This window comes from Chryseobacterium sp. Bi04 (assembly GCF_918698085.1).
GTDB lineage: Bacteria > Bacteroidota > Bacteroidia > Flavobacteriales > Weeksellaceae > Chryseobacterium.
In genome coordinates this window covers 229,033-254,736 of the sequence record NZ_CAKKLP010000005.1, presented here as the reverse complement: position 1 = coordinate 254,736, position 25,704 = coordinate 229,033, and the positions used below count along the sequence as shown (strand labels likewise).

The 25,704-nt window shown below is 35.7% G+C and carries 24 protein-coding genes; 13 read left to right on the top strand and 11 right to left on the bottom strand.

What is annotated here, in order from left to right:
* Window position 1: 1 nt before the first annotated feature.
* The 4 genes from LQV47_RS10740 to porQ all read right to left on the bottom strand — a co-directional run bounded on the left by LQV47_RS10740 (window position 2) and on the right by porQ (window position 2,577).
* The gene (locus LQV47_RS10740) at window positions 2–310 is read right to left on the bottom strand and encodes a phage holin family protein (protein ID WP_047496002.1); all 309 of its coding nucleotides are present in this window, start codon (window positions 308–310) and stop codon (window positions 2–4) included.
* 80 nt (window positions 311–390) lie between these two features.
* Window positions 391–741 (bottom strand): YtxH domain-containing protein, encoded by a 351-nt coding sequence (locus LQV47_RS10735; protein WP_047496001.1) that lies wholly within the window; start codon window positions 739–741, stop codon window positions 391–393.
* Window positions 742–837: 96 nt separating this feature from the next.
* A complete protein-coding gene (cmk, locus tag LQV47_RS10730) occupies window positions 838–1,512 on the bottom strand; it encodes a (d)CMP kinase (protein WP_230036709.1) in 675 nt (224 codons plus the stop codon).
* A gap of 72 nt (window positions 1,513–1,584) precedes the next feature.
* The gene (gene porQ, locus LQV47_RS10725; protein ID WP_230036708.1) at window positions 1,585–2,577 is read right to left on the bottom strand and encodes a type IX secretion system protein PorQ; all 993 of its coding nucleotides are present in this window, start codon (window positions 2,575–2,577) and stop codon (window positions 1,585–1,587) included.
* Between the two features lie 167 nt (window positions 2,578–2,744).
* Between porQ and pyrH the strand changes: the two genes are divergently transcribed.
* The 3 genes from pyrH to LQV47_RS10710 all read left to right on the top strand — a co-directional run bounded on the left by pyrH (window position 2,745) and on the right by LQV47_RS10710 (window position 5,419).
* Window positions 2,745–3,452, top strand: a complete 708-nt coding sequence (gene pyrH / locus LQV47_RS10720; protein ID WP_047495991.1) for a UMP kinase — start codon at window positions 2,745–2,747, stop codon at window positions 3,450–3,452.
* A 121-nt stretch (window positions 3,453–3,573) separates the two neighbouring features.
* Complete coding sequence (gene frr / locus LQV47_RS10715) at window positions 3,574–4,128, top strand: ribosome recycling factor (RefSeq protein WP_230036706.1); 555 nt, start codon at window positions 3,574–3,576, stop codon at window positions 4,126–4,128.
* A gap of 232 nt (window positions 4,129–4,360) precedes the next feature.
* Window positions 4,361–5,419 (top strand): ketoacyl-ACP synthase III, encoded by a 1,059-nt coding sequence (locus tag LQV47_RS10710; RefSeq protein WP_230036704.1) that lies wholly within the window; start codon window positions 4,361–4,363, stop codon window positions 5,417–5,419.
* A gap of 326 nt (window positions 5,420–5,745) precedes the next feature.
* Here LQV47_RS10710 and LQV47_RS10705 read toward each other — a convergent pair whose 3' ends face one another.
* The 6 genes from LQV47_RS10705 to LQV47_RS22585 form a co-directional block, all read right to left on the bottom strand.
* Window positions 5,746–7,203 carry an LptF/LptG family permease gene (locus LQV47_RS10705; protein WP_230036702.1) on the bottom strand — a complete coding sequence of 486 codons (1,458 nt, stop codon included), beginning with the start codon at window positions 7,201–7,203 and terminating at the stop codon, window positions 5,746–5,748.
* 109 nt (window positions 7,204–7,312) lie between these two features.
* Window positions 7,313–7,960 carry an outer membrane lipoprotein carrier protein LolA gene (locus LQV47_RS10700; RefSeq protein ID WP_230036700.1) on the bottom strand — a complete coding sequence of 216 codons (648 nt, stop codon included), beginning with the start codon at window positions 7,958–7,960 and terminating at the stop codon, window positions 7,313–7,315.
* A 221-nt stretch (window positions 7,961–8,181) separates the two neighbouring features.
* On the bottom strand, window positions 8,182–8,643 hold the full coding sequence (locus LQV47_RS10695) for a hypothetical protein (RefSeq protein WP_230036698.1): 462 nt from the start codon (window positions 8,641–8,643) through the stop codon (window positions 8,182–8,184).
* Window positions 8,644–8,724: 81 nt separating this feature from the next.
* Window positions 8,725–11,292 (bottom strand): DNA translocase FtsK, encoded by a 2,568-nt coding sequence (locus LQV47_RS10690; RefSeq protein ID WP_230036696.1) that lies wholly within the window; start codon window positions 11,290–11,292, stop codon window positions 8,725–8,727.
* 329 nt (window positions 11,293–11,621) lie between these two features.
* The gene (locus tag LQV47_RS10685) at window positions 11,622–13,046 is read right to left on the bottom strand and encodes an MFS transporter (protein ID WP_230036695.1); all 1,425 of its coding nucleotides are present in this window, start codon (window positions 13,044–13,046) and stop codon (window positions 11,622–11,624) included.
* Window positions 13,047–13,097: 51 nt separating this feature from the next.
* Window positions 13,098–14,138 (bottom strand): trifunctional transcriptional activator/DNA repair protein Ada/methylated-DNA--[protein]-cysteine S-methyltransferase, encoded by a 1,041-nt coding sequence (locus tag LQV47_RS22585; protein ID WP_354960707.1) that lies wholly within the window; start codon window positions 14,136–14,138, stop codon window positions 13,098–13,100.
* A gap of 340 nt (window positions 14,139–14,478) precedes the next feature.
* Here LQV47_RS22585 and LQV47_RS10670 point away from each other — a divergent pair, with 340 nt between their 5' ends.
* From LQV47_RS10670 to LQV47_RS10650, 5 genes are all read left to right on the top strand, one after another.
* Complete coding sequence (locus LQV47_RS10670) at window positions 14,479–15,039, top strand: cysteine hydrolase family protein (protein WP_230036693.1); 561 nt, start codon at window positions 14,479–14,481, stop codon at window positions 15,037–15,039.
* A 69-nt stretch (window positions 15,040–15,108) separates the two neighbouring features.
* A complete protein-coding gene (locus LQV47_RS10665) occupies window positions 15,109–15,690 on the top strand; it encodes a Crp/Fnr family transcriptional regulator (protein WP_230036691.1) in 582 nt (193 codons plus the stop codon).
* 289 nt (window positions 15,691–15,979) lie between these two features.
* Window positions 15,980–19,255: a cytochrome c biogenesis protein CcsA gene (ccsA, locus tag LQV47_RS10660; protein ID WP_230036689.1), complete on the top strand. Its 3,276-nt coding sequence runs from the start codon at window positions 15,980–15,982 to the stop codon at window positions 19,253–19,255.
* Window positions 19,256–19,499: 244 nt separating this feature from the next.
* Window positions 19,500–20,366 carry an SPFH domain-containing protein gene (locus LQV47_RS10655; protein ID WP_230036687.1) on the top strand — a complete coding sequence of 289 codons (867 nt, stop codon included), beginning with the start codon at window positions 19,500–19,502 and terminating at the stop codon, window positions 20,364–20,366.
* Window positions 20,367–20,465: 99 nt separating this feature from the next.
* Window positions 20,466–20,654, top strand: a complete 189-nt coding sequence (locus LQV47_RS10650) for an Arc family DNA binding domain-containing protein (protein WP_230036685.1) — start codon at window positions 20,466–20,468, stop codon at window positions 20,652–20,654.
* A 93-nt stretch (window positions 20,655–20,747) separates the two neighbouring features.
* On the opposite strand, the gene LQV47_RS10645 is transcribed toward LQV47_RS10650, so the two are convergent.
* Window positions 20,748–20,945, bottom strand: a complete 198-nt coding sequence (locus LQV47_RS10645) for a hypothetical protein (protein ID WP_230036683.1) — start codon at window positions 20,943–20,945, stop codon at window positions 20,748–20,750.
* Window positions 20,946–21,079: 134 nt separating this feature from the next.
* On the opposite strand from LQV47_RS10645, the gene LQV47_RS10640 reads away from it, so the two are divergent.
* From LQV47_RS10640 to LQV47_RS10620, 5 genes are all read left to right on the top strand, one after another.
* Complete coding sequence (locus tag LQV47_RS10640; RefSeq protein ID WP_230036681.1) at window positions 21,080–22,630, top strand: aldehyde dehydrogenase family protein; 1,551 nt, start codon at window positions 21,080–21,082, stop codon at window positions 22,628–22,630.
* 114 nt (window positions 22,631–22,744) lie between these two features.
* Complete coding sequence (gene lat, locus LQV47_RS10635) at window positions 22,745–24,070, top strand: L-lysine 6-transaminase (protein WP_230036679.1); 1,326 nt, start codon at window positions 22,745–22,747, stop codon at window positions 24,068–24,070.
* A gap of 61 nt (window positions 24,071–24,131) precedes the next feature.
* Window positions 24,132–24,362 (top strand): DUF2007 domain-containing protein, encoded by a 231-nt coding sequence (locus tag LQV47_RS10630; RefSeq protein ID WP_230036677.1) that lies wholly within the window; start codon window positions 24,132–24,134, stop codon window positions 24,360–24,362.
* 257 nt (window positions 24,363–24,619) lie between these two features.
* Window positions 24,620–25,132 (top strand): GNAT family N-acetyltransferase, encoded by a 513-nt coding sequence (locus LQV47_RS10625; RefSeq protein WP_230036675.1) that lies wholly within the window; start codon window positions 24,620–24,622, stop codon window positions 25,130–25,132.
* 116 nt (window positions 25,133–25,248) lie between these two features.
* A complete protein-coding gene (locus LQV47_RS10620) occupies window positions 25,249–25,704 on the top strand; it encodes a transcriptional regulator (protein ID WP_230036673.1) in 456 nt (151 codons plus the stop codon).

The window sequence follows — 25,704 nt, the reverse complement described above, 5'->3', positions numbered from 1 at the left end:
TTTAATGATTTAAAAATTTAATAACCTGATCTGCAACAGTATTGACAATCTTATTTTTAAAAGCAATGACAAAAGCCATTACTAAGGCATAAAATGCAGCAACAATTAAGAATCCATAGGAATAATTATCCAGTGCTTTGCCAATGAGAAATGCAATTCCAAAATTGAAAAGAATAATAAAAAAAGCAAAAGCAACAAGCAGTACTACAAAGTAGGTAATGAGCCCGGCAGAGAGAGAAGACTTTTCAGTAGCTTCTATTTTCAGAAGATCAATTCTCTTCGAGGCGTATTCTTTAATAGTCTCTATCATTGTTTTTTTTTAAAGTTACAAAAAAAGGAACTTTTGTACAAAAGTTCCTTTCTGTAATTTACTTAAAAAAGATAAATTACTTATTTTTTTAGGTCATTCAATTCTGCTTCTACATCTTTCACTACGTCAGCAGTTTTAGAAACAATCTGATCCTTATACTTATCATATCCATCTTTCATGGTGTGCGCTACATTATTCGCTGTTTCTTTGAAAGTGGAAGAGATATTACCATACTGGTCTTTTACTTTTTCAGAAACTTCTCCATATTTATTTTTAGCCTGATCTTTTAAATCATTAGCCTTATTCTTGATTTTCTTTCTTGTTTCTTTTCCTTCTTCCGGTGCGTAAAGCATCCCTAAGATTACACCTGCAGCAGCACCTGCAAGAAGTCCCGCTAATATACCTGCTGTATTTTTTTCTTTTCTAGACATTTATAAGTTTTTTAATAGTTAATAATAGATTAGTTTTTACAGTAATAAAACTTACAATTTGTATACCAAAGGAGGTTGTAAGCCTATTAAAAATTGTTAAATCTTTTGAATATAAGAAAGCATAAGCTGTATTGTTTCCTCTTTGCTCAGTGTGGAATTATCAATAACAATTGCATCGTCAGCCTGCTTCAGAGGAGCTATTTCGCGCTCACTGTCTATTTTGTCTCTTTCAATAAGATTTTGTTTTACCTGTTTTTTATCGGCTTCAATTCCGAGTCCTTTTAATTCAAGAAATCTTCTGTTTGTTCTTTCATCAATACTGGCAGTAAGAAAGAATTTATAGTCCGCTTTTGGCAGAACTACTGTCCCAATGTCACGTCCATCCATAATAACGCCTCCTTTTTCTGCCAAAGAACGCTGAGCCTGAAGTAAAAAGTCTCTTACTTCTTTTTGCTTGGCTACCACACTTACATGGTCTGAAACTTCATTCATACGGATTTCTTTAGAGATATCTGTATGATTAAGGAAAAGAACCAATGTTCCTTCGTTGTTTTTAAATTCGAGCTCTATTTGATCTAAAGAAGAGAATAATACATTCAGGTCAATGTTGCCGTCTTCATCCAAACAGTGCTGCAATGCATACCAGGTAACGCCTCTGTAAAGTGCACCGGTATCCATATGAATAAGTCCCAATTGATCAGCAATGACTTTAGAGATAGAGCTTTTTCCGGTAGACGAGTACCCATCGATCGCTATTACAGGTTTTTTCATACTGCAAATTTCAAGATTTTTTTTAGAAAATCAAGAAATAATAAGAAATTTTAAGAAGGATTACTATTTTTTTTATTCTCCTCTATGGCTGGAAAGGTCCATTGATATCCCTATCTGATTGACGTTGGAAGAGTTGTGGTATCTTACATGAGCATAATCTATACGGAATCTTGATACTTTAACTCCAAATCCTGCAGAAAGCCCTGAAAAGTTTCTCTGATCTGCTACAGCGAGTTCATTTCCTCTTTTCACGTTATATCCCAGTCTTATGTTAAAGTTCTTTTCCGGGAATAATTCTGCTCCCAGGGAGAAGTGATCTGCAATCTTTCTGCCGGCATTCACTTTTTGTCCGTCAGTATTAAACTCTGAAGAAATATCAAACTGCTGAAGATCATGAGCCGTAATGGTAACCGCCAGAGGGAAGTTTTTTAATATTTTGGTATATCCCAAATCTACTCTGAAAGGAAGGTTTTCCTTTACTCCATTAAATGATTTTAGCTGGAACCCAAAATTTCTGAGTACAAGGGAAAGAACTTCTTTGTTCTTTTTGTTGTGATAGGTAACTCCTGCCGTTCCTGAAATGGCAGAAGAAGTATAATTATCAATTTTTGAAGTAACAAAATTAATTCCTCCCCCTATTGTCCAGTCTTCTTCAAACTGGTACGCATAGCCTGCTCCAATGGCAACATCTGAAGCTTTGAACTCTCCGTTTTCAAAACCACTTTCATCAGTCCTTGGAATACTTCCATAGCTCATATATCTGGCATTGATAGTGGCCATATGACCATTATCAAAATCTTTGGCATACGCTATGGTTCCGTATTTCGAGTCAGCCAGATAAGCGGTGGCATTAACGGAAAGCTGTTTGTCAGAGTCTTTATTTAACAGGGCTGGGTTTGCAATAGCAAAGGAAACATCATAATCTCTTATCGAAATTGCATCACCACCTAAGGCGGCTTGTCTTGCAGATACAGGTATATTTAAGAACGGATAAACATTTGTTCCTGTTTGTGCATAAGAAACAATTCCTGATAGAAATAATGAAAAAATGATAATTTTCTTCAATTCAATTTATAATTAATGCAAAAATAATCCTTTTTCGTACTTTTCAAAATATTTCTGACATTATTTCTAATTAAATATTTTTCTTTTATCAATATCTATAATGATTATATTTGCAAAATCAAATTTTGGAGAAATCAGCTCCGGTAAATCGTTATTAAAAATAAAAAATGAAATATAAAAGAATCCTTCTGAAACTAAGTGGAGAGGCTTTAATGGGTAACAGACAATACGGTATTGACACTGAAAGACTGCAGGAATATGCTGCAGAAATAAAAAAAGTAGTGGAAAAAGGTTGTGAAGTGGCGATTGTCATTGGAGGAGGAAACATTTTCCGAGGTGTTGCAGGAGCAGCAAAAGGAATGGATAGAGTGCAGGGTGACTATATGGGAATGCTGGCAACAGTAATCAACGGTATGGCATTGCAGGGAGCATTGGAAGATGCAGGAATTAAAACAAGACTTCAGTCTGCTATCGAAATGGATAAAGTAGCTGAGCCTTTTATCAAAAGAAGAGCCGTAAGACACCTTGAGAAAGGAAGAGTGGTCATCTTTGGAGCTGGAACAGGAAATCCTTATTTTACAACAGATACAGCAGCTACTTTGAGAGCTATCGAAATTGGTGCTGATGTTATTTTAAAGGGAACAAGAGTAGACGGAATCTATGATAGTGATCCTGAGAAGAATGCGGACGCCGTGAAGTACAACTCATTATCTTTTGATGAAGTATTTGAAAAAAATCTTAAAGTAATGGACATGACAGCTTTTACTTTGAGTCATGAAAATAAATTACCTATTATTGTATTCGATATGAACAAAGATGGTAATTTAGAAAAAATTGTTGAAGGAGAAAATGTTGGTACTTTAGTTAATTTGTAATCTGGTAACCATAATAAGTAGGAGATAAGGAAATTTAAAATTCTTCATTACTTATTACCCATCAATTATTAATTATCAATTAGAACAATTAATGTGCAATTTATCAAACTATAATATAATAATGGAAGAATTAGATCTTATATTAGAATCTGTAAAGCAGGATATGGACGCAGCTGTAAAGCACCTGGATCATGCATTTCAAAGAATCAGAGCAGGACGTGCTTCTACGGCAATGGTTCAGGATGTAATGGTTGAATATTATGGTGCTCCCACTCCGATTAACCAGGTAGCTAATGTTTCTGTGCCGGATGCGATGACCATCTCTATCCAGCCTTGGGACAGAACGGCAATCAATGCCATTGAAAAAGCTATTATTAATTCTAATTTAGGTTTTGCACCTTCTAACAATGGTGAGAATATTATCCTTAATGTTCCGCCTTTAACGGAAGAGAGAAGAAAAGAACTGGCAAAACAGGCTAAAGTAGAAGCTGAAAACACTAAAGTAACGATAAGAAATGCAAGACAGGATGGCTTGAAGGAACTTAAAAAGTTAGAGGGTGTTTCTGAAGATGTTGTAAAAGGAGTAGAAGAAGAAATTCAGGGATTCACAGACAAATATGTAAAGCTTTGCGATGATCATCTTAAGACAAAAGAAGCAGAAATTATGAAAGTATAATTTTTAGCTTTTTAAATATTAATAAGAGGTTTCCGGTAGGAAACCTCTTTTATTTTCTGTATATCAGAACTTTAATTTTAATTTTGATGAACTTTCTGTATTTAATTATATAAAATTTTGAAGTAATACGCTTCCTTACTATAATATTTTGATAGATATTAGCGTTAAATCATTATATTTATAAAATTATTCCTGAAACACCTTAAATAAAGACAGGAAACAAAACATTATAGTGATGACGAGAATTATTGGTGTAGGGAACTACATTCCATCTGAAACGATAACCAATCTATTTTTTGATAAGCATATTTTTCTCAATAAAGAAGGAGTGTTATTAAAAGAAAACAATGCATCGATTACGGATAAATTAAAAAAAATTACGGGCATTGAAGAGAGGAGGTATGCAAGCAGCACACAGGTTACTTCAGATTTGGGACTTATTGCAGCTCAGGCTGCCATTGAAAATGCAGGAATAGATCCTGAAACTTTAGACTACATTATCTTTGCCCATAATTTTGGGGATGTACGCTTCGGGACAGTTCAGTCTGATACGGTTCCCAGTCTTGCAGCAAGGGTGAAGCATTTATTAGGAATCAAAAACAACTTTTGCGTTGCTTATGATGTTCTCTTCGGATGCCCCGGCTGGATTGAAGGTATGATACAGGCTAATGCTTTTATCAATGCAGGAATTGCAAAACGCTGCTTGGTAATTGGGGCTGAAACCCTTTCCCGTGTAGTGGATATCCATGACAGGGACAGTATGATTTATGCTGACGGAGCCGGAGCCGCTATTTTAGAAAAGAGTAATGATGACTCCGGAATAAAATCTCACCTTTCTGCTTCCTATACACTGACAGAAAAAGACTATCTGTATTTTGGAAAATCTTACAATAATGAAAGATGCCCGGATACAAAATACATCAAAATGGATGGGCGGAAAATCTATGAATTTGCGCTTGTAAATGTTCCTGATGCTATGAAGAAATGTCTTGATAATAGTGGATATACTATTGATCAGCTCGATAAGATTATTATTCATCAGGCTAACGAAAAAATGGATGAAGCTATTGTTAACAGGTTTTACCAGTTGTATAATACTCCGCTTCCCGAGAATATCATGCCTATGGTAATTCATAAGTTAGGAAACAGCAGTGTAGCAACTATTCCAACTTTGCTTACGATGATTCTTAACGGTGAATTGGAGCAACATGAGATCAAGAAAAATGATATCGTCCTGTTTGCTTCTGTAGGAGCAGGAATGAATATTAACGCATTTGTGTACAAGTTTTAACTGGCATCAATGTTTGACATACAAAAAGAGGTTTCCGCGGTCGGAAGCCTCTTTTGTTTATATCTGTTATTTGATTTCTCCTTCCGGCCTTGTATTTTTTTAGAGATTGATCATTGATGAGGAGGGATTTGATTTGTTTTCAGGAGAAAAGCTTCCGGCAGCAAAATAGTGTGTACCGTAGAAGATCACATCACTTAAACAGGCTGTTATTGAGTCATATCATTTTATACTTTAAAAAGTAGATAACTCCAACATTCTATTTTCAGAAATAAAAAAGACCCGGGGTTTCCGGGTCTATACTGTGTTGAGTATTCAATTTCAGGCATCTATTGATATCTCTGATGTTCTTTGTTTTTTGAGAACCTCTTAGTAATAGGCTTAAATAATGCCTTATATTTCTCCGCATCGAATAGCTGTGAGTCTGTAAGTGCTTTATACGTCATCCAGATTCCAAAAGGAAGAAGAATGAAATTAGGGAGCCATGCTGCCAGATACGGATTCATTTTTCCGCTCCAGGATAAATTTTCCACTCCTACATTCATTACATAAAAAATGATGAAAATAACAATAGCTATGATAACGGGAAGCCCCATACCTCCTTTTCGGATGATAGATCCCAAACTGGCTCCAATCAGGAAAAAGATAATACAGGTTACAGAATAAGAGACTATTCTTTGCTGGTAAATAACCACCTTACTGAAATATTTTACATTCGTACTGAACTCACTTTTTTTGCTTTCCAGAGAAGTTTTCAGATTATCCAGTCTGTTGTAAGAGTTATAGAGGATTTCCAGCTTTTTGTCACTTTTTACAGTGTCCAGTTTTACCTGTGGTTTGGGAGTTGCCTTATGAGTGTTGCCTCTATCCATGTAGGCAACTACAGAATTGGTCTGCCCCAGGACATCAGCTCCGATATTATCGAAAAACAGTTTATTTTCTTTTTTACTTTTAGCAATGGTTGCATTCAGCTGTCCGTAGGTTTGGAAACGGTAGTCATCTGTAATCTGTTCTTTTTCGATAGCCTGGTTGATAATTTCACTGATATCAAAGTGAGAGGTCAGTGTATCAAACTTAATAGCCTGATCGGGTTGCTTCATTCTTACATTTTCTCCCTTTCCGGCAAAATTGTCCTCAAATACATATCCGTTATGCAACACCAGTTTTAAGAAGTTCCTGTTGGCTGCCGGAACAAATTTTCCTTTTTCAGCAACAATAGACTGTTGGTTTTCGTAGGTGTTTGCTTTTCTGTGAACAAAAACACCTTCAATATTTTCACCGTTTTCACCATAAATTTTATCAAACTTTACCATATAGCCGGGAATCTGATCGATAAACTGTCCGGGAGTGAAGTTAAGCGCGGGTTTAGTCTGTGCAATGTTGAAAAGCATGTTTTTCGCCTTCTTCTGGAAATCGGGAATGATATTATTTGAAAAGAAGAAAAGCATAACCGCCAATATGGTGGCCACCCCCAGGAGAGGCATCATAACTCTCGTCAGAGAAATTCCTGCGGCCTTCATTGCTGCCAGCTCATATCTTTCACCAAATTCTCCAAAGGACATAATACTGGCCAGCAGGATAGTAAGAGGAAGCACCATACTGATAACGCTTACTCCAAGATAAAAAAGAAGTTTAAGGATCTGCCAGTAGCTTAATCCTTTTCCCATAAATTGCCCTAATTGAACCCAGATAATGTTTACAATAAAGATGAAAAACAATACGCTGAATATAAAGAAAAACGGTCCAAAGAAGGTTTTTATGATATATCGGTCTAGTATTTTTAACATGCGCCAAAATTAATCAAAAAGCCGCAAATTTTACTTGCGGCTTTTATATTTTGTTATTTTTTTAACTTAAAAACAGAATTGCGTATTTACAGCCCTGTTTTCTTGCTTTTTAAAGTTCAGTGATTACGTAGTTTTTGAATTTATTCTTATCAAAAACAAACATATTCGGATCCAGATCCTGGTTTTCTTTATATTCTTTGATCGCAATTACAGCAACATCCTTATTGCTTCCGTGCTGTTCAAGCTTTACCATTTGTTTTTTTACAGAATCTACAAAAAGATACACATACTTTATTCCGTTTGATTTTACGGGAGTTAGTTTGATAAAATCAGCATTCACACCGTTGACCATTTTCTTTCCGTTATAGGTTACATTATAGTCATTTCTATACGTACTAAGATAATTGATAGGGGAGAAGAGGGTGCTGTTTCCATTAGGTTTTGCAATGGTTACTTCCATATCGTCAATACTGATATTGTAAATTTTGCTTCCATCAAAGATCTGTTCAGTATCCATGATTTTCAACTTGTATTTATCTCCTGCCGAATAATAAATTCCAGGTTCTGTTTTAGTTACCTGATCATTAAGACCGCTTCCAAAAGAAAATTTGAAGTAAGAATTCTTTTTAGATTTGTAATTGGCTGTAATATCATCCAATATCTTTTTGGCTTTAGCATCTATTTTCTGAGCACTGGTCATACCAACTGCACCTACAACAAAACTTCCTAATATAACTTTTGAAATAATATTTTTCATTTTTTTATTTAATAATCTTTAGACATTTTCTAACTCTTAAGGGTAAAGCCATTCGCTTTTTTCCCCTTAATTACGCAAATCTTCCAAAAACTGTTCCAAAAAAAGTTCACTATTTTTAATACTCAAGTAAAAAAATATAAATTGTTTTTTTTTACCCTTTTTAATTTTTAAGGACCTGTTCCCTTGAATAAAGCGTGTCGATAATGATAATGTTTTGTAAATTATCTTGTCTCGGGTCTTTCAATATATGTATCAAAGTTTTCAGGAAGAATATTGGTTACTGTTAATTTATTAGAAGTGATGGTAGGTTCAATTTTAATAACTTTAGTGCCTGCATTAATTTCAACCGGATGTTTACTTCTCATATTCACCATATCTATATGAAGAGCAGTGAATTCATGTTTTCCATTTTCTAGATTAACAATAACATATTCTTTAGGTCTGATCTGTCCCAGAGATTTACCATCAAGTCCAATATTTAATCTTGCTGTATTATCCATTTTGTGGAGAACTCCAGCACCGTTATAAATGAGTACTTTGCCATTTCCCAGAGTATTATTGTCTATGACATTCAGTTTTACAGAAGAATAGTCACTGGGAACAGATCTTAATGCACAAGAAGATAATGTAAGTACAGATGCAAAAATCCCCAGTTTAAAGGTTTGTTTTATTGTAATTTTCATGATATTAGTTGAATTGAATATTGTTTATATTTCCTGGGTTATGTTGTTGCATACCCAGGATTAATTACTTTGTATGATGAATTAGCTTCTTAAATCTTCCAGAAACTGTTCTAAAGAATGAAGATCACTGATGATCACCTCTCTTGCTTTAGCTCCGTTAAAGCCTCCTACAATACCGCTTGCTTCCAGTTGGTCCATAATTCTTCCCGCTCTGTTATAGCCCAGTTTCAACTGACGCTGAAGCATAGAAGTGGAGCCTTGCTGGGTAGATACGATGATTCTTGCGGCATCTTCAAATAATGCATCTTTTTCATTAGGATCAAAAGCCCCTACAGAACTTGTAGAATCTTCAGAAACATATTCCGGAAGTAAGAATGCCGAGGCATATCCTTTTTGTTCCCCAATATATTCTGCAAGCCTTTCAACCTCCGGAGTATCCACGAAAGCACACTGAAGTCTTAAAATTTCATTACCGTTGAAATAAAGCATATCACCTTTACCAATCAGCTGATCTGCACCCGGAGAATCAAGAATAGTTCTTGAATCCACACTGGAGATCACTCTGAATGCTGCTCTTGCAGGGAAGTTGGCTTTAATCATACCGGTAATTACATTTACAGAAGGTCTTTGTGTTGCCACAATAAGGTGGATACCTACGGCTCTTGCAAGCTGTGCCAGTCTGGCAATAGGTAATTCTACCTCTTTTCCTGCGGTCATGATCAAATCGGCAAACTCATCTACTACCAGAACGATATAGGGTAAAAAACGGTGTCCGTTTTCAGGATTTAATTTTCTTTCTGCAAACTTTTTGTTGTATTCTTTTAGGTTTTTACAGAACGCATTTTTAAGAAGGTCATACCTAGTATCCATCTCCACACAAAGAGAGTTGAGGGTATTGATTACTTTATTGGTGTCTGTGATAATAGCTTCATCCACATCCGGAAGTTTAGCCAGATAATGTCTTTCTATTTTTGAGTATAATGAAAGCTCCACTTTTTTAGGATCCACCATTACAAATTTCAGTTCACTCGGGTGCTTTTTATAAAGAAGAGAAGTAAGAATAGCATTAATTCCTACAGATTTACCCTGTCCCGTTGCTCCGGCCATCAATAAGTGGGGCATCTTTGCAAGGTCAGCCATGAAAACTTCGTTGGAAATTGTTTTTCCGAAAACTACAGGAAGATCCATATCTGTATTTTGGAATTTTTGAGAAGCAATAACAGAGCGCATAGAAACCATGGTAGGATTCTTTCTTGGCACTTCAATACCGATAGTTCCTTTTCCCGGCATTGGCGCAATAATCCTGATCCCTAAAGCTGAAAGATTCAAAGCAATATCATCCTGCAGTTTTTTAATGGCTGCCACCCTGATGCCGGCTTCCGGAACAATTTCGTATAAAGTAACCGTTGGCCCGATGGTCGCCTTGATCTCGGCAATACCTACATTAAAGTTCTTTAAAAGACCAACAATTTTATTTTTATTTTCTTCAAGTTCTTCTTTATTGATAGAAATTTCTTCATTCCCGTAATCTTTTAATAAATCTACCGGAGGCATCTGGAAATTGGCAAGATCTAATTTATGATCATATAAGCCATGCCTTTCTACCAATTCCTGAGACTTTTTATCTGAATCATCCAGTATATCAATTACAGGGGCGATTTCTACTTTAAATTTAATGTCTTCCTGAACAGGTGCGGAAGTAGAGACAGAAGATGGAGTAGAAGGTCTGATATCAAAAGCTTCCTCAGGAGTAGACATTGGAACAGCCGGTTTTGGATTAAGGTTTAAGTTCACCGGTTGTGTGATGTCTTTTTGACCATTTTCAAAAGAAGTATGATTCGGAGTAACAATAGTTTCTATATCGGTAGTAAGAGAAACTTCCTGAACCGGTTTTGAAATAGGTACAGCTTCCTGTTCTTTTATTTTATTGATAAGATTGGCAGGGGGCTGCTGGCTAAGGTCACTTACTGTAACATGAGATGCCGCTTCTTCAGCTTCTTCCTTCATTTCCTCATCTGCTTCAAAATCTTCATTGGAATCCGGCATCATAGCTTTTACCTTTCCAATGGTATTTTCATTGATCTTATTCAGCTTGGCTTTGATAGAGCTTGGACGAAGATTGAATTCCAGGATAAAATATAAAAGGATGCTTGCAGCCAATACCGTCCACAACCCTACAGCTCCGATGATGGAATTAAGATAATCCATGATCTGGTAACCATAGACTCCTCCTAAAACTCCTTGTCCTTTGGTAAGTGCTCCCATAAAAATAGGAAGCCAGCAAATAAAAAACAGGGAATGGCCAATGGTTTTCCATGGCTTGAACATTTTCTTTTTAAGAATCATTGTTCCTACCACCAGGAATAAAAATGCAATAATAAATGAGGCAATACCAATACTTTCAAATATGAAAAAATTTCCAAACCAGTCTCCTAATTTTCCAAAAATGTTTGAAGATTTTATATCCTTATCGAGCATTGTTCCTGCCTGGCTTTGATCTGCTTTCCAGTTCATTAGGTAAGAAATGAATGAGAAAGCAAGAACAATAGAGAAAAGTATAAAAGTAAGCCCAAAAAATATACGGGGCTTAGATAAAATCCGGCCTGCTTCCGGCAATTCAGTCTGTTTTTTTTGTGTCTTTTTATCCATAATATCAATGTCGCAAATTTAATGTTTTTTCAACACTAAAAGAATCTTTTTTACGCAAAAGAAAGCCTAATTTATGGTATTTTTTTTGAAATTAAACTGAATTTTAAAGATAATTTTCAGGTATAATCTCTGTTCTATTTCTAAAAATTAATACTGAAATCCATTTTTGAACTCTTTCAAATGTCAGAAATAAAAATTTAGAAAATAAAAAAACACATTCGGGGCACTTTGATATTACAGTCAATTTCTTACACTACTTCATATGGAAATTTTTGAGCCCTTGAAATATTGATAGGCCCAGATTCAAAAATATAAGAATAGGATTGTTATCAATCTATTCCATGAGTGGTTTTATTTTTATTTCCAACGTTGCCCGGAAGTAAATATAACATTACCCAAACAATTATTAAACAAAAAATGCCGGCAGTTAATCCGATTTGAAGGGCTAAAAGATAATTTTTTGAATTGCCGGAATCATCCAGAATTGTGTAAAATATTCCTCCTATAATACTTATTCCTAATGCTGAAGCAGTTTGTTGAAATGTTGAAAATATTCCGGATGCTGATCCTGCATCTTTCTCATTAATATTATGCAGCACCATATTTAATAGAAAAGGCAGGACTAAACCATTCCCCAAACCATATAATGCCAGGAAAAGCATTGAAACAAATGGAATATTCTTATTGGTAAAAAGAAATATTTGCAAAAGAAAGGATACTAAAATAATACATAGTCCCAGCTGCAGAATACGTTTACCATATGTTGGCAACAATTTACCGGCAGCTATAGAGGATATCATAAAGAACACTGCATGAGGAATAAAGTACATGCCGCAAGCTAAAGCAGAAACGCCCAATCCGCTTTGTAAATAAACTGTAATGATTAATAAATAGGCCGTATGAAGCATGAAATGAAATAATACCGCAAATAATCCTATTTTAAAATCTTTTAGTTTGAACAAAGATAAATCAATAAGCGGATGCCCATTGTTCTTCAATTTTTTTCTTTGAATAATAATGAAAAATGCAAACTGTAATAAAGACAGCAATAATAATAAATAGAACCACCATGGAAAATGATGTTCCCTTCCTTCCGTTAAGGCATATATTAAACCAGCCAGTCCAAGAGTAAGAACAAATGCCCCTTTATAATCAAAATGAGCTTTTTGCATTTTTGGTGTTTCTTTCAGATATATATGTATTGTGAAAAGGGATAAGATACCAACCGGAAGATTAATAAAAAATATTAAACGCCAACCTTCAATTGAGAAATTCGTTTCGGCCAAATATCCTCCTAACATCTGGCCAATTATAGCTGCAATGCTTAAGGTAATGCCGTACCATCCTATAGCAACAGATCTCTCTTTAGGATTTGGAAAAAGTATCTGGATTAATGATATAGATTGAGTGACCATAAAAGCGGAGCTTACTCCCTGAAAAAATCTTGCAATATTTAGCTGAGCTGCATTTTGACTCAGTCCACAAATACAAGATGTAAACGTAAATGCTAACATTCCCCAAAAGAAAACCTTCTTTTTACCTAAAAAATCACCAGCTCTTCCGCCTGTAACTAAAAAACATGCGCTTCCCAATAAATAAGAAGCTATTACAAGCTGAATTTCTCCGTCTGTAGCGTGTAAACTTGTTTTAATTGTTGGGATTGCAATATTGATAATGAATATATCAATGACATACAATAGAGGGGCGGTAAGCACAATGATGAGTGCAAACCACTTATTGACAGTAGTTTTCATTAGAATTAGATTAGATCGTTAAGTTGTAGGAATTAAAAATGAAGAAGAGTATTAAAGATTCCGCTCTTCTAAGTCGAGGAGCCACTTTTTGCGCCAGATACCACCGCCATATCCGGTCATACTTCCATCCGGGCCTGTTACTCTATGGCAAGGAATTAAGATTGAAATTTTATTCATTCCATTAGCATTGGCCACAGCATGTAGAGCATCAGGACTGCCAATTGTTATAGCCTGCTGCTTATAAGATGTTGTTTCACCATACGGAATCTTACATACAGTATCCCAAACCTTATGCTGGAAATCAGATCCCAATGTGAGTAAAGGAACTGAGAACTTTTTTCTTTTCCCTTCAAAATATTCCTTAAGCTGTTCTTCCAGTAAGGAAAAATGAGGATTGTCACCTTGAACTATTGTTGCATTTAATATTTTTGATAAATACTTAAATTCAGTTTCCAGTACTTTTCTGTCGGTAAATTCAAGTAAACAGATTCCCTGTTTCACTGCACATGCATACATTGTTCCTAAAGGCGTTTCTACTCGTTTAATATCAATAATACCCTGTTTTTTGCTGTTTTTAGGAGAAACACCAAAAACTTGTTTAAAGGTATCGCCAAAACCACTTAAGGATTCAAACCCTGAATTAAAAGCAGCCTCTGTTATGGTGTCTCCATTTTGTATTCTCTTAAAAGCGGAGTTTATTCGGAACATCCGTTGGTATGCCTGGAAAGTAATTCCATGGTTTTTCATGAACCAACGTCTTAACTGATTGGGTTCCAGGCCACGTTTTTGCAAATCATTATCTTTAAACTTTAAGCTTGGATCTTCTGAGAGCTCGGTAAGAATTTGCTTGATGTATGGAGGTGTTTCATTTAGTTTTTCTAATGGGTGACATACTTTACAAGGACGGTATCCTTTTAAAATGCATTCTTTGGAAGTGGAAAAAAATTCAATATTTTCAGGTTTGGGTCTTCTTGCAGGACAGGAAGGACGGCAAAATATTCCCGTTGTTTTTACGGCTGTAAAAAATATCCCCTCAAATGAAGCGTCATTCTCAGAGGTTGCTTTATACATTTGATCAAAACTTAATTCCATGATTGCTGTGTTTTAATTATGAAACAAATTTATCGTGTATTTTCTTTCATTACAACCGAAAAATTGTCAACCATTTTTTTAAAATTTAAACAGTTCATCTAAAATAACATATTATACTGTTCAACTATATGATTTTCCTGGAATTCATATGTATTCAAAGTTGTTTTTTTATGAACATCATTTTTTGAACTAGTTCAAATGTCAGGAATTCTTTCCGTCATAATTTTGTCCTATTAATTTTATAACAGAAAAATAATGAAAGACACTTTTAAAAGTATTCTGACTTTATGTTTGATTTTAACTTCATTCGTATGTATTAATGCACAACAAAAAAGAAAAAATGGAAAACACTGCACTATTAATTATTGACGTACAAAACGACTATTTTCCGGGAGGAAAAATGACACTGGAAGGCGCTGAAAAAGCTGGGAGAAACGCTAAAGATATTTTGAATTATTTTAGGAAAAACAATCTTCCTGTGGTTCATATTATGCACATTTCCACCAATGAAGGAGCCTCCTTTTTTCTTCCGGATACTCCCGGAATGGAGATCAGTTCATGGGTGAGCCCGAAATCTGATGAGAAAGTTATTGTAAAACATTTTCCAAACAGCTTCAGGGAAACTGATCTGCTGCAATATCTTCAGTTGAAAAAAATCAAAAATCTGGTGATTACAGGTATGATGACTGATGTATGTGTAGAATCAACCACAAGAGCTGCTTTTGACTTGGGCTTTACCAATACCATTATTGGAGATGCTACTGCAACACGAGACCGGGAATTGAACGGGCAGGTCGTAAAAGCGGCAGAAGTACAAAGGTCATTTTTAGCAGGGATATCTGCATTAGGAGATCTTTATGCCAGAATTGTCAGTACAGATGATTTCTTACATGGAAAATAAGTAATGAACAATGGGTAATGAATAAAGTATCAACAATAATTGGTATCTTTATTTTGCTTAAACAGAATAATGCTTGACTTACTTTATCAAAACATCAACAGGTATATAGACTTATCCGAAGAGGAATTCACTCGGTTTGCTTCTCCATTTGAATATAAAGTCTTTAAAAAGAAGGAAGTGATTCTTAAAGAAGGGGATTACTGTTCTTTTGAAGGGTTTGTTGTCAGTGGATGCTGTAAAGTATATTATCTCAATGAAAACGGTTTTGAACAGACACTGTATTTTGCTGTCAAAGGTTGGTGGATAACGGACATCGACAGTCTGATTAATCATGTTCCCAGTATTCTGAATATAGAAGCTCTTGAGGATAGCGAGGTTCTTATGATCTCCAAAAAGAATAAAGAACTTCTGTATGAAACAATGCCCCAGGTGGAAAAGCTTTTTAGAATGATGAACCAGCAGTCATCAGTGGGATTACAGAGAAGAATTCTTTCTTTGACAGGTAAAACAGCTGATAAAAGATATGTGGAATTTTTGCAAAAATACCCGGAACTTGAACAAAAGCTTATCCAGCAACAAATTGCTTCCTATTTGGGGATTACCCATGAATTCTTGAGCAAAATCAGGAAAAAGATATTTCTTGGAAAATAAATTCTCTGTCCATCTAATTTCTTATAAAACCGATTTTAATTTAAATAACTTTAAATCAGTTGTTTGTGTTTTGTTGAGTTGTTTTTGAATAGAAGATTTCAATCACGGCTATAGGTATAATGAATCCTGATTTGCCTGGTTTTAAAAATTGTTTTTTCCTTAGTGTTTTTTAAGTTATTAAGAATGATTCAAAATAAGCGAAACGGGCTTTAAAATGACAAAAAACAGCTTTTTTTAATCTCTTTGTAGTTTATCATGCTTATTTTTGCATGTCAAGTATAATTAAATCATGAAGAAGCTCCAAGATATTCTTATCTCAACCAGGACAATGGCTGTTTTGTTACTGGTGTATGCATTTGCAATGGCTTATGCAACGTTCCTGGAAAACGACTATGGAACGCCTACAGCAAAAGCATTAATTTATGAGGCCAAATGGTTTGAACTGATCATGGTCCTGCTTATTCTCAACTTCATAGGAAATATCGGCAGATATAGACTTTGGAAAAAAGAGAAATGGCCGGTTCTTGTTTTTCACCTGGCTTTTATATTCATTTTTATCGGTGGTGCTATCACAAGATACATTAGTTTCGAGGGAACCATGCACATTAGAGAAGGAGAAACATCCAACGAAATCGTAACGGATAAAAACTTCCTTAAGATTCAGATTGAGGAAAAAGGTGATGTCCTTAATTATAAAGATATTCCTTACCTGATGTCTCCACTCCACAAAGATCTGAATGCCACCTATGATTTCCACGGAAAAGAAGTAAAGATTTTTGCCAAGGAATATATTCAGAGAAAAAAAGACAGCCTGGTTGCTGAACCCAACGGTGCAGAATACCTTCACCTGGTGTCTACAGGAAGTACCGGAAGACAGAATGTTTACATCAAACCGGGAGAAACCAAATCAATTAACGGAACTTTGGTAACATTCAACAGAGCTATTGAAGGGGCAGTGGAATTTAAAAATGAAGGAGGAAAATTATTCATCAAAACTCCTGTTGATGCAAGCTATATGACGATGGCCACTCAGGCTACCGGAAGTACAGTAAAGGATGAATTCCAACCGTTGGCATTGAGAAGTTTATATACGATCAATGAATTAAAACTTGTAGTTCCTGAAGGACTGAAAAAAGGAAGATTGATCGCTATTGAAGGAGATAGAAAGAAGGATGCTAACGTTCCAGACATGCTTCAGATAGAACTGCAGGGTCCAAAAACAAAACGTCTGGTTGATCTTTCTGTGGAAAGAGGAAATCCAAATGCCTATAAGCAGGTGACTATGGATGGGCTAAATATCATGGTTGGATTCGGGCCTAAGGTTTACAATACCCCTTTTGCCCTGAAGTTAGAAGATTTCGTAATGGAAACTTATCCTGGAAGTTCTTCTCCAAGTGCTTACGAAAGCCATGTGAAAATTGTTGATGAAGGTAAAGAAACTCCTTATAAAATCTATATGAACCACGTTCTTAACCATAAAGGATACCGTCTCTTCCAGTCGAGCTTTGACCCGGACAGAATGGGGACCGTACTTTCTGTAAACCATGATTTCTGGGGAACACTGATCTCATACATAGGATACGGATTATTATTCTTAGGAATGTTTGTGATCTTCTTCTGGAAAGGAACTCACTTTTGGAAATTAAATAAAATGTTGGCTGACGCCAGCAAGAAAAAAGCAAAAACAGCAGCTGTTCTTTTATTGTTTTTAAGTATAGGGGGTAATGCCCAGAAAATTGAAACACATGGAACTACAGACGGAAGCAGAGAGCATGTACATGTAGAAGGTGACGGGCATACTCATGCTCCGGCTCCATCTGCCCAACCGCTTGATGGTGCTGCTCCAAAGCAGAATTCTCTGGCAGCGCCAATGAGTAAGATGAGATCTATCTCTCCGGATGAAATCATTGCAAGAAACAGAATCAGTGAGGAGCATGCTGATAAATTCGGATATCTTCTGGTGCAAAGTTTTGAAGGAAGAATTGTTCCTATCAATACAGAAGCATTGGATGTTTTAAGAAAACTATACAAGAAAGATAAATTCAAAGGAACTGACGGGAAATACCTTACTGCTAACCAGTGGTTCTTATCCGTAAATACAGATACCCCAAGCTGGACAATGGTTCCAATGATTAAAGTGGGGCCGAAAGGAGGAGACGAATTAAAGAATAAGACAAAGGCTGATGATGACGGTTATACTTCTTTAATGAATCTTTTCCCTGCAGATGCTAACGGTAATTTAACATACATCCTTGAGCATGATTATAACACTGCTTTCCGTAAAAAGCCGGCAGATCAGACCAATTATGATAAAGAAGTAATTGCTGTAAACGAAAGAGTTCAGATTTTTAACGAGTTTTTCAGTGGTCAGTTTATGAGAATTGTACCGGTAAAAAATGATGCTAACCATACATGGCATTCATGGCTTGACCAGAAATTTGAACCGGATATGGAATCTCAGCAGGTAATGGGGCCTTATTTTGCAGAAGTTCTTACCGCTCAGAAATCAGGAAACTGGAGTAAAGCAGATTCGGAACTTGCTAAACTTTCAGAATATCAGCAGAAATGGGGTAAAAGCGTTGTTCCTGCCCAATCTAAAGTAGATCTTGAAGTTTTCATGAATAAAGCAGATATTAATTTCAAATTATTAATATTCTACACCATCATAGGAGGACTTCTTTTGATCTTAGGTTTTGTTGAATTATTCAAGTCAAGCAAACTACTAAATAAAATAATCAAAGTCATTATTGCGATAGGTTTAATAGGGTATTTATGCCACTTCTTAGGCCTTGTTGCAAGATGGTATATTTCAGGGCACGCCCCTTGGAGTAACGGATATGAAGCTATTATCTTTATTTCCTGGGTAGGAATTACAGCAGGGCTTGTTCTTTACAGAAATTCCAATGCATTGATTCCTGCAGCCGGATTTATGGTAGCGGTAATTATGATGGGATTTGCGCATGGAGGCTCAGCGCTTGATCCGCAGATTACACCATTGGTTCCTGTATTGAAATCTTACTGGTTAATTGTTCACGTAGCGATTATTACCTCCAGCTATGGTTTCTTTGCCCTATCGATGATCATTGCCGTGATCTCTCTGGTATTTTATATTATTTCAAACAAAGAGACCTATAAAATTCATCATGATACCACATTGAAAGAATTGGTAGTGGTTTCTGAAATGTCCCTTACCATTGGTCTTTTCGCTTTAACGGTTGGAAACTTCTTAGGAGGAATCTGGGCCAACGAATCGTGGGGTAGATACTGGAGCTGGGACCCGAAAGAAACATGGGCTTTCATCTCGATTATGGTATACGCTTTTGTACTGCACATGAGATTAGTGCCCGGATTGAGAAGCAGATGGGCGTTCCACGTAGCAACAATGTTTGCGTTCTGCTCAATGGTAATGACTTATTTTGGGGTAAATTACTACTTAAGCGGACTTCACTCTTATGCAGCTGGAGATCCGGTACCGGTACCGGCCTGGGTATACATTGGAATTGCAACAATGATTACTTTATCAGCAGTTTCTTATTTCAAGTTTAAAAAATTAACGAAGAAGTAAAAGCGGCAGACCTATACAATCAAAATCCTGGAATTTATTTTCCGGGATTTTTTTGTGCGGTACAGGTACCGGATGATGCGTGGTACGGTTACGTGGAGAACCTTCTGAGATAGCCAGACCTACATAGTAATCCTGCTATTGCTTATTCCATACCCCACAAAAAAAACTTATTATTTAGATCTGGCATTCAAAAATTAATGCTATCTTTATGATATCAAAATAATATCAAATTAAAAATTCAGTTATGGAAAAAACATTAAAACCCATGTCGGGTTATATTACCTTAGTAATCTGTCTGGCTTTATTTGCTGCTTCGGTTTATTTCTTTATTTCCGGGGTTGATCAGAGTATTGCCTATGTGATTATTGCGATGCTTTGCTTTTTACTTTCATGCTTCTTCCTGAAAGGATTAATGATTATTCAGCCTAATCACTCACGAGTGTTAAACTTTTTTGGAAAATATGTAGGCTCGGTAAAAGAGAACGGGTTATTCTTTATCAATCCTCTGTATTCCTCACAGAAAATGTCTTTGCGTTCCGAGAATTTACAAGGACAGACCTTGAAAGTGAATGATAAAATGGGAAACCCAATTGAAATTGCAGTAGTAATCGTATGGAAAGTGGGAGATACTTATAAAGCAGCTTTTGACGTTGAACGGTATTCAGATTTTGTAAAAATGCAGAGTGAAGCAGCAGTGCGGCATTTGGCCATGAGTTTTCCTTATGATAATCTGGAGGATGACCATGCACCCATTACGTTGAGAGAAGGTGGAGAAAAAATCAATTCTATTTTGGAACAGGAGCTCACAGACCGTCTTTCAAAAGCCGGAATTGTCATCCAGGAAGCAAGGATCTCCCATTTGGCTTATGCATCAGAAATAGCAGGAGCGATGCTTCAAAGACAGCAGGCTACTGCCATTGTTGCAGCGAGAACCAAAATTGTAGAAGGAGCTGTAGGAATGGTTGATCTTGCCTTGAAAAAGCTTTCCGAAGGCAATATCGTTGAACTTGATGACGAAAGAAAAGCAGCAATGGTAAGCAATTTAATGGTGGTTTTATGTGGTGAAAAAGCAGCAACCCCTATATTAAATGCAGGAACATTGTATAACTAAAATATGAATAATTTCCAGGGATTGGGGAGTTGTTATCCGCCTGTAAACAATGAATCTGGAAAATAAATCTTCACGCATCTTGCGTTAAAAACAAGAAAAATGAAATCAGAAAAAGTACAAAATTCTTCCGAAAGCAAAGGTAAAAAATCCTTTGTCATAAGGATAGATGAGTCTACTTATAAACTCCTGGAAAAATGGGCAAATGATGAATTCAGAAGTGTAAACGGACAGATTGAATACTTGCTGCATCAGAACCTGGTTGATTCGGGGAGGAAGAAGAAAGAGTAGTTTACGTTTAGAATAACTATTCAATTACCTTAATTATAAAAAGAAAGCTGAGAAAAAATTCTCAGCTTTCTTTTTATATCATTGTCTGTTGTCTTACCCGAATATCGTTGAAAAGTATTTGGTAATGATATTCCAGAAATTCTTTCCAAGAAAATAAATTAAAGTCGAGGTAATGATCCCCTTTACGGTAAAAAATATAATTCCCCCGACACCAAAACGTTTAATCCACTGCTTCCACTTTGAATTGTCTTTTTGTTTTGAAAAATCTTCTTTTGATGTATTATTCTCCATTTCTGAATGTCAAAATTTTACCCTACAAAGATACATATGTTTATAATTAGTCCAAATAAAAAACAGCTTAAAAATTAAAGTTTTGAGGTTCGCATAATATTTTTATCTTTAGAGAGAACGAAAAGTAAGATTTTATGTCAAAAAAAGTAAAGGATTTCGGAATCGAAACAACACTCAGAAACCTTGGTATTAAAGAAGAAAATAAAGGGACTTCAGTGGGCGGAAAATATTTCGCTTCAGGAAAGACAATAGAAAGTATCTCTCCTGTAGACGGTAAATTAATCGCTAAAGTAAAGACTTCCGGAGAAAGTGATTATGACAAAGTAATTGAGACTGCTCAAAAGGCATTTCAGGAATTCAGAATGATCCCTGCTCCCAAAAGAGGAGAAATTGTAAGACAGCTGGGTCTGAAGTTGAGAGAATATAAAGATGATCTTGGAAAACTGGTTTCCTATGAAATGGGTAAATCATTGCAGGAAGGTCTTGGAGAAGTACAGGAAATGATTGATATCTGTGATTTTGCTGTGGGGCTTTCCAGACAGCTTCAGGGATACACGATGCACTCAGAAAGACCGGGACACAGAATGTACGAGCAATACCATCCGCTAGGTGTGGTTGGAATCATCACAGCATTCAACTTTCCCGTGGCTGTATGGTCATGGAATACTGCATTAGCATGGATCTGTGGTAACGTTACCATTTGGAAGCCATCTGAAAAAACACCACTTTGTGCAATTGCATGTCAGAATATCATGAATGAAGTTGTAAAGGAAAATAATCTTCCTGAAGGAGTTTCAAGTGTATTGGTATCAGACCATGAGATCGGACAGAAGCTGGTAGATGATAAAAGAGTAGCTTTAGTATCTTTCACAGGTTCTACAAGAGTAGGAAGAATGGTTTCTTCTAAAGTAGCAGAAAGATTCGGAAAATCTATCCTTGAATTAGGAGGTAACAATGCAATTATCATTACGAAAGAAGCAGATATAGATATGTCTATCATCGGAGCCGTTTTCGGAGCCGTAGGAACAGCTGGTCAGAGATGTACTTCCACGAGAAGACTGATCATCCACGAGAGTGTGTATAATGAAGTGAAAACAAGATTGACAAAAGCTTATGGCCAGTTGAAGATCGGAAACCCGTTGGATGAGAAAAACCATGTAGGTCCTTTAATTGATACTGATGCAGTGAATCAATATGAAGAAGCTATCAAAAAGTGTAAAAAAGAAGGCGGTAAATTTGTTGTTGAAGGCGGTGTATTAACCGGGAAAGAATACGAATCAGGATGCTACGTAAAACCTTGCGTTGCCGAAGTGAAAAATTCTTATGAGATCGTGCAGCATGAAACTTTTGCCCCGATTTTATATTTGATTAAATACAAAACCCTGGAAGAAGCAATTGCTATTCAAAATGATGTTCCTCAGGGATTATCTTCTGCAATTATGACCCAAAACCTGAGAGAAGCAGAATTATTCCTTTCTTATGCAGGTTCAGACTGTGGTATTGCCAACGTTAATATTGGAACTTCAGGTGCTGAAATCGGAGGTGCTTTCGGTGGAGAAAAAGAAACCGGAGGAGGAAGAGAATCAGGATCTGATGCTTGGAAGTACTATATGAGAAGACAAACCAATACTATAAATTATACCGCGCAACTTCCTTTAGCACAAGGTATTAAATTTGATTTATAAAAGCTTTACTTAAAGCACAAAAAACAAAAACAAAAATTAATAACCTGAATGATTAAGAGCTCATTCCTGTGAGTTTTTAATCATTCACTTATTAAATCACACATCAATTTTATTATGGAACAAATATTAGATATAAAAGCAAATAAAGTAAAAGAAACAGTAGGAAAGCACGTTTTGGCAGATGGGTTTGACTTCGTGATGGACATTGAAAAATCTCACGGATCATGGCTTTACGATAAACTTACAGACAGAGAATATCTGGATATGTTCTCTATGTTTGCCTCAGCTTCTGTTGGATACAATCACCCGTATCTTGTAGAAAGATCAGAATGGTTAGGCAGAATGGCTGTCAACAAACCAACTTTAGCAGATGTTTACTCAGAAGAATATGCTCATTTCTTAGAAGTGTTTGAAAGAGTAGTTATTCCTGAAGAATTACAATATGCTTTCTTTATCGAAGGCGGAACTTTAGGGGTTGAAAATGCTTTAAAGGCTTGTTTCGACTGGAAGACCCGTAAAAACTTTGCAAAAGGACTTCAGACTGAAGCCGGAATCTGTATCCATTTCAGACAGGCTTTCCACGGAAGAAGCGGTTATACGTTAAGCTTAACCAACACTTCAGATCCCAGAAAATACCAATATTTTCCTTTATTTGACTGGCCAAGAATCTTAAATCCGAAATTATCATTCCCGATTACGGAAGAAAATCTGGAAGAAACCATCAAAAATGAAAAGCTTGCTTTATTACAGATTGAAGAAGCTATTTTGATGAATCCGGATAAAGTGGCTTGTATCATTATAGAACCAATCCAGGCAGAAGGAGGTGATAACCATTTCAGAGATGAATTCTTATTAGGGTTAAGACAGCTTTGTGATCAAAATGAAATCTTACTTATCTTTGATGAAGTTCAGACCGGTATTGCTATTACGGGAAAAATGTGGGCTTTTCAGCACTTTACTGCAAAACCGGATATCATTTCTTTCGGTAAAAAAGCACAGGTTTGCGGAGTTTTGGCCAATAAAGAAAAATTTGATCAAGTTCCTAATAATGTATTCAGAGAAAGCTCAAGAATCAACTCTACTTTCGGAGGAAACTTTATCGATATGCTTCGTTTCCAATTGGTAATGGAGGTTATTGAAAAAGAAAATCTTGTTGAAAATGCCAGAGTGGTAGGAGACTTTTTGCTGGATAGCCTGAAAGCTCTTGCTGAGAAATATCCTGAGAAAATTTCCAATGCAAGAGGAAGAGGGTTGATGTGCGCCATTGATCTTCCATCAGCGGGAGACAGAAATAAAATGATGAATGAACTCTTCAATGACGGACTGATCATTCTTCCATGTGGAGACCAGTCTTTACGTTTCAGACCTCACCTTAATGTTACCAAAGAAGAAATTCAGCTGGCGTTAGATAAAATAGAAAACAATATTAACAAAATTTAAAACCAGGATTTGTAATTTTCAAAAAATCATTGTATATTTAGATACTCAAACAATATAGAATATGGAAAGAAGTACGAGAGTATCGGTTTTTGAAAGTGATAACCCTTCAGAAATTCAGTTGGTTAAGTCTAAATTGGATGATGGACAAATTACAAACACGGTTGAAAATAATTATCTTACATTTACCACAACTCCCACGGCTACGTCGTTAAAAGTAATGGTAGATCTGGAAGATGAAAAAAGAGCATTTGAAATTGTAGATGCTTACCTTCAACAAAGTGAAAATCAATAAAACAATTTCATAATTTTAAATTTTACTACTTCGAACCGAAAATTAATTTTAATTAGTTTTCGGTTTTTTAATTAGCAACTCATTATTAAAATAAACAAGAATACTAAAGGATGTAAGTGTCAGGCTTCTGAAAAACAAGCTTTATTAGCATACATTATTTATAATCATCTGGTTTTGCCATCCTCCGGAAAGATAGGAGTAAATAATACGACAGAACTTCTGATTGCCCTAATCCTTTAATCAAAAATCAAAGAACAATGAATCCAGAAATTACACTGAGAAAAGCGGAAATTGAAGAAAGAGAAATTATTTGGGGAATCATCCAGCAGTCTATAGAAAGAAGAAGGCTGGATGGCAGTACACAATGGCAAAACGGATATCCTAATCTGGGAACGGTAGAAAGCGATATTGCAAAAGGTTTTGGATATGTTCTTACAGTAGATGGAGAAATTGCTGTTTTCGCTGCTTTGATTTTAAATGATGAGCCTGCTTACAGTACCATTGAAGGGGCATGGCTGAGTGATGGGGAGTTTGTGGTCGTACACAGAATTGCAGTAGATGAAAAATTTGCAGGCCGGGGAATGGTGAAAAAACTTTTCGACCATATCGAAGATTTTACAAGATCTCATGGAATTCAGAGTGTAAAAGTAGACACGAATTACGATAATATTGCCATGCTGAAAATTCTGGAAAGTAAAGGATATTCCTATTGTGGAGAGGTTCTTTTGAAAGACGGAATGAGAAAAGCTTTTGAGAAGATTATAATTTAAGCCAAAAGTTAAATCCACTTTCATTGAATTTTTAAAAGAAACTGTATTTATAATCTCTATCATCTTTGTTCGTTTAGTTCTGAACTAATTTCTACTTTTGTTTACATTTTTATAATATGCACAAAAGTATAGAAATTGATGAAAGAATATTTCAGGATGCCGTAAAGTTTTATGGCTTTCTTTTCAACATACCCCCATTAGCCTCAAAAATCTATTCCTACCTTCTTTTCGATTATGAGAAAGTAGGAATTACTTTTGACGAGTTTGTTGAAGTGCTTTCTGCGAGTAAAAGCTCCGTGTCCACAAGTATTTCATTGCTTCTCAATATGCAGCTTATCGTAGACCACAACAAAATGGATGAGAGGAAAAGGTATTTTTTCACCAATGATGAATATAAGAAAATCCGATTCGAACAAGTTGTCCAAAAGATGAAGGACGAATTGAGGTTATTAGATGATTTAAACAATTTTAAAAAAAATAAAGACAATGACTACAACAAAAGAATAGAAGCTTACAAAGCGCTACTAAATAAAAATATAGAAAATATTCAGGAATCTCTTAATAAACTTTAA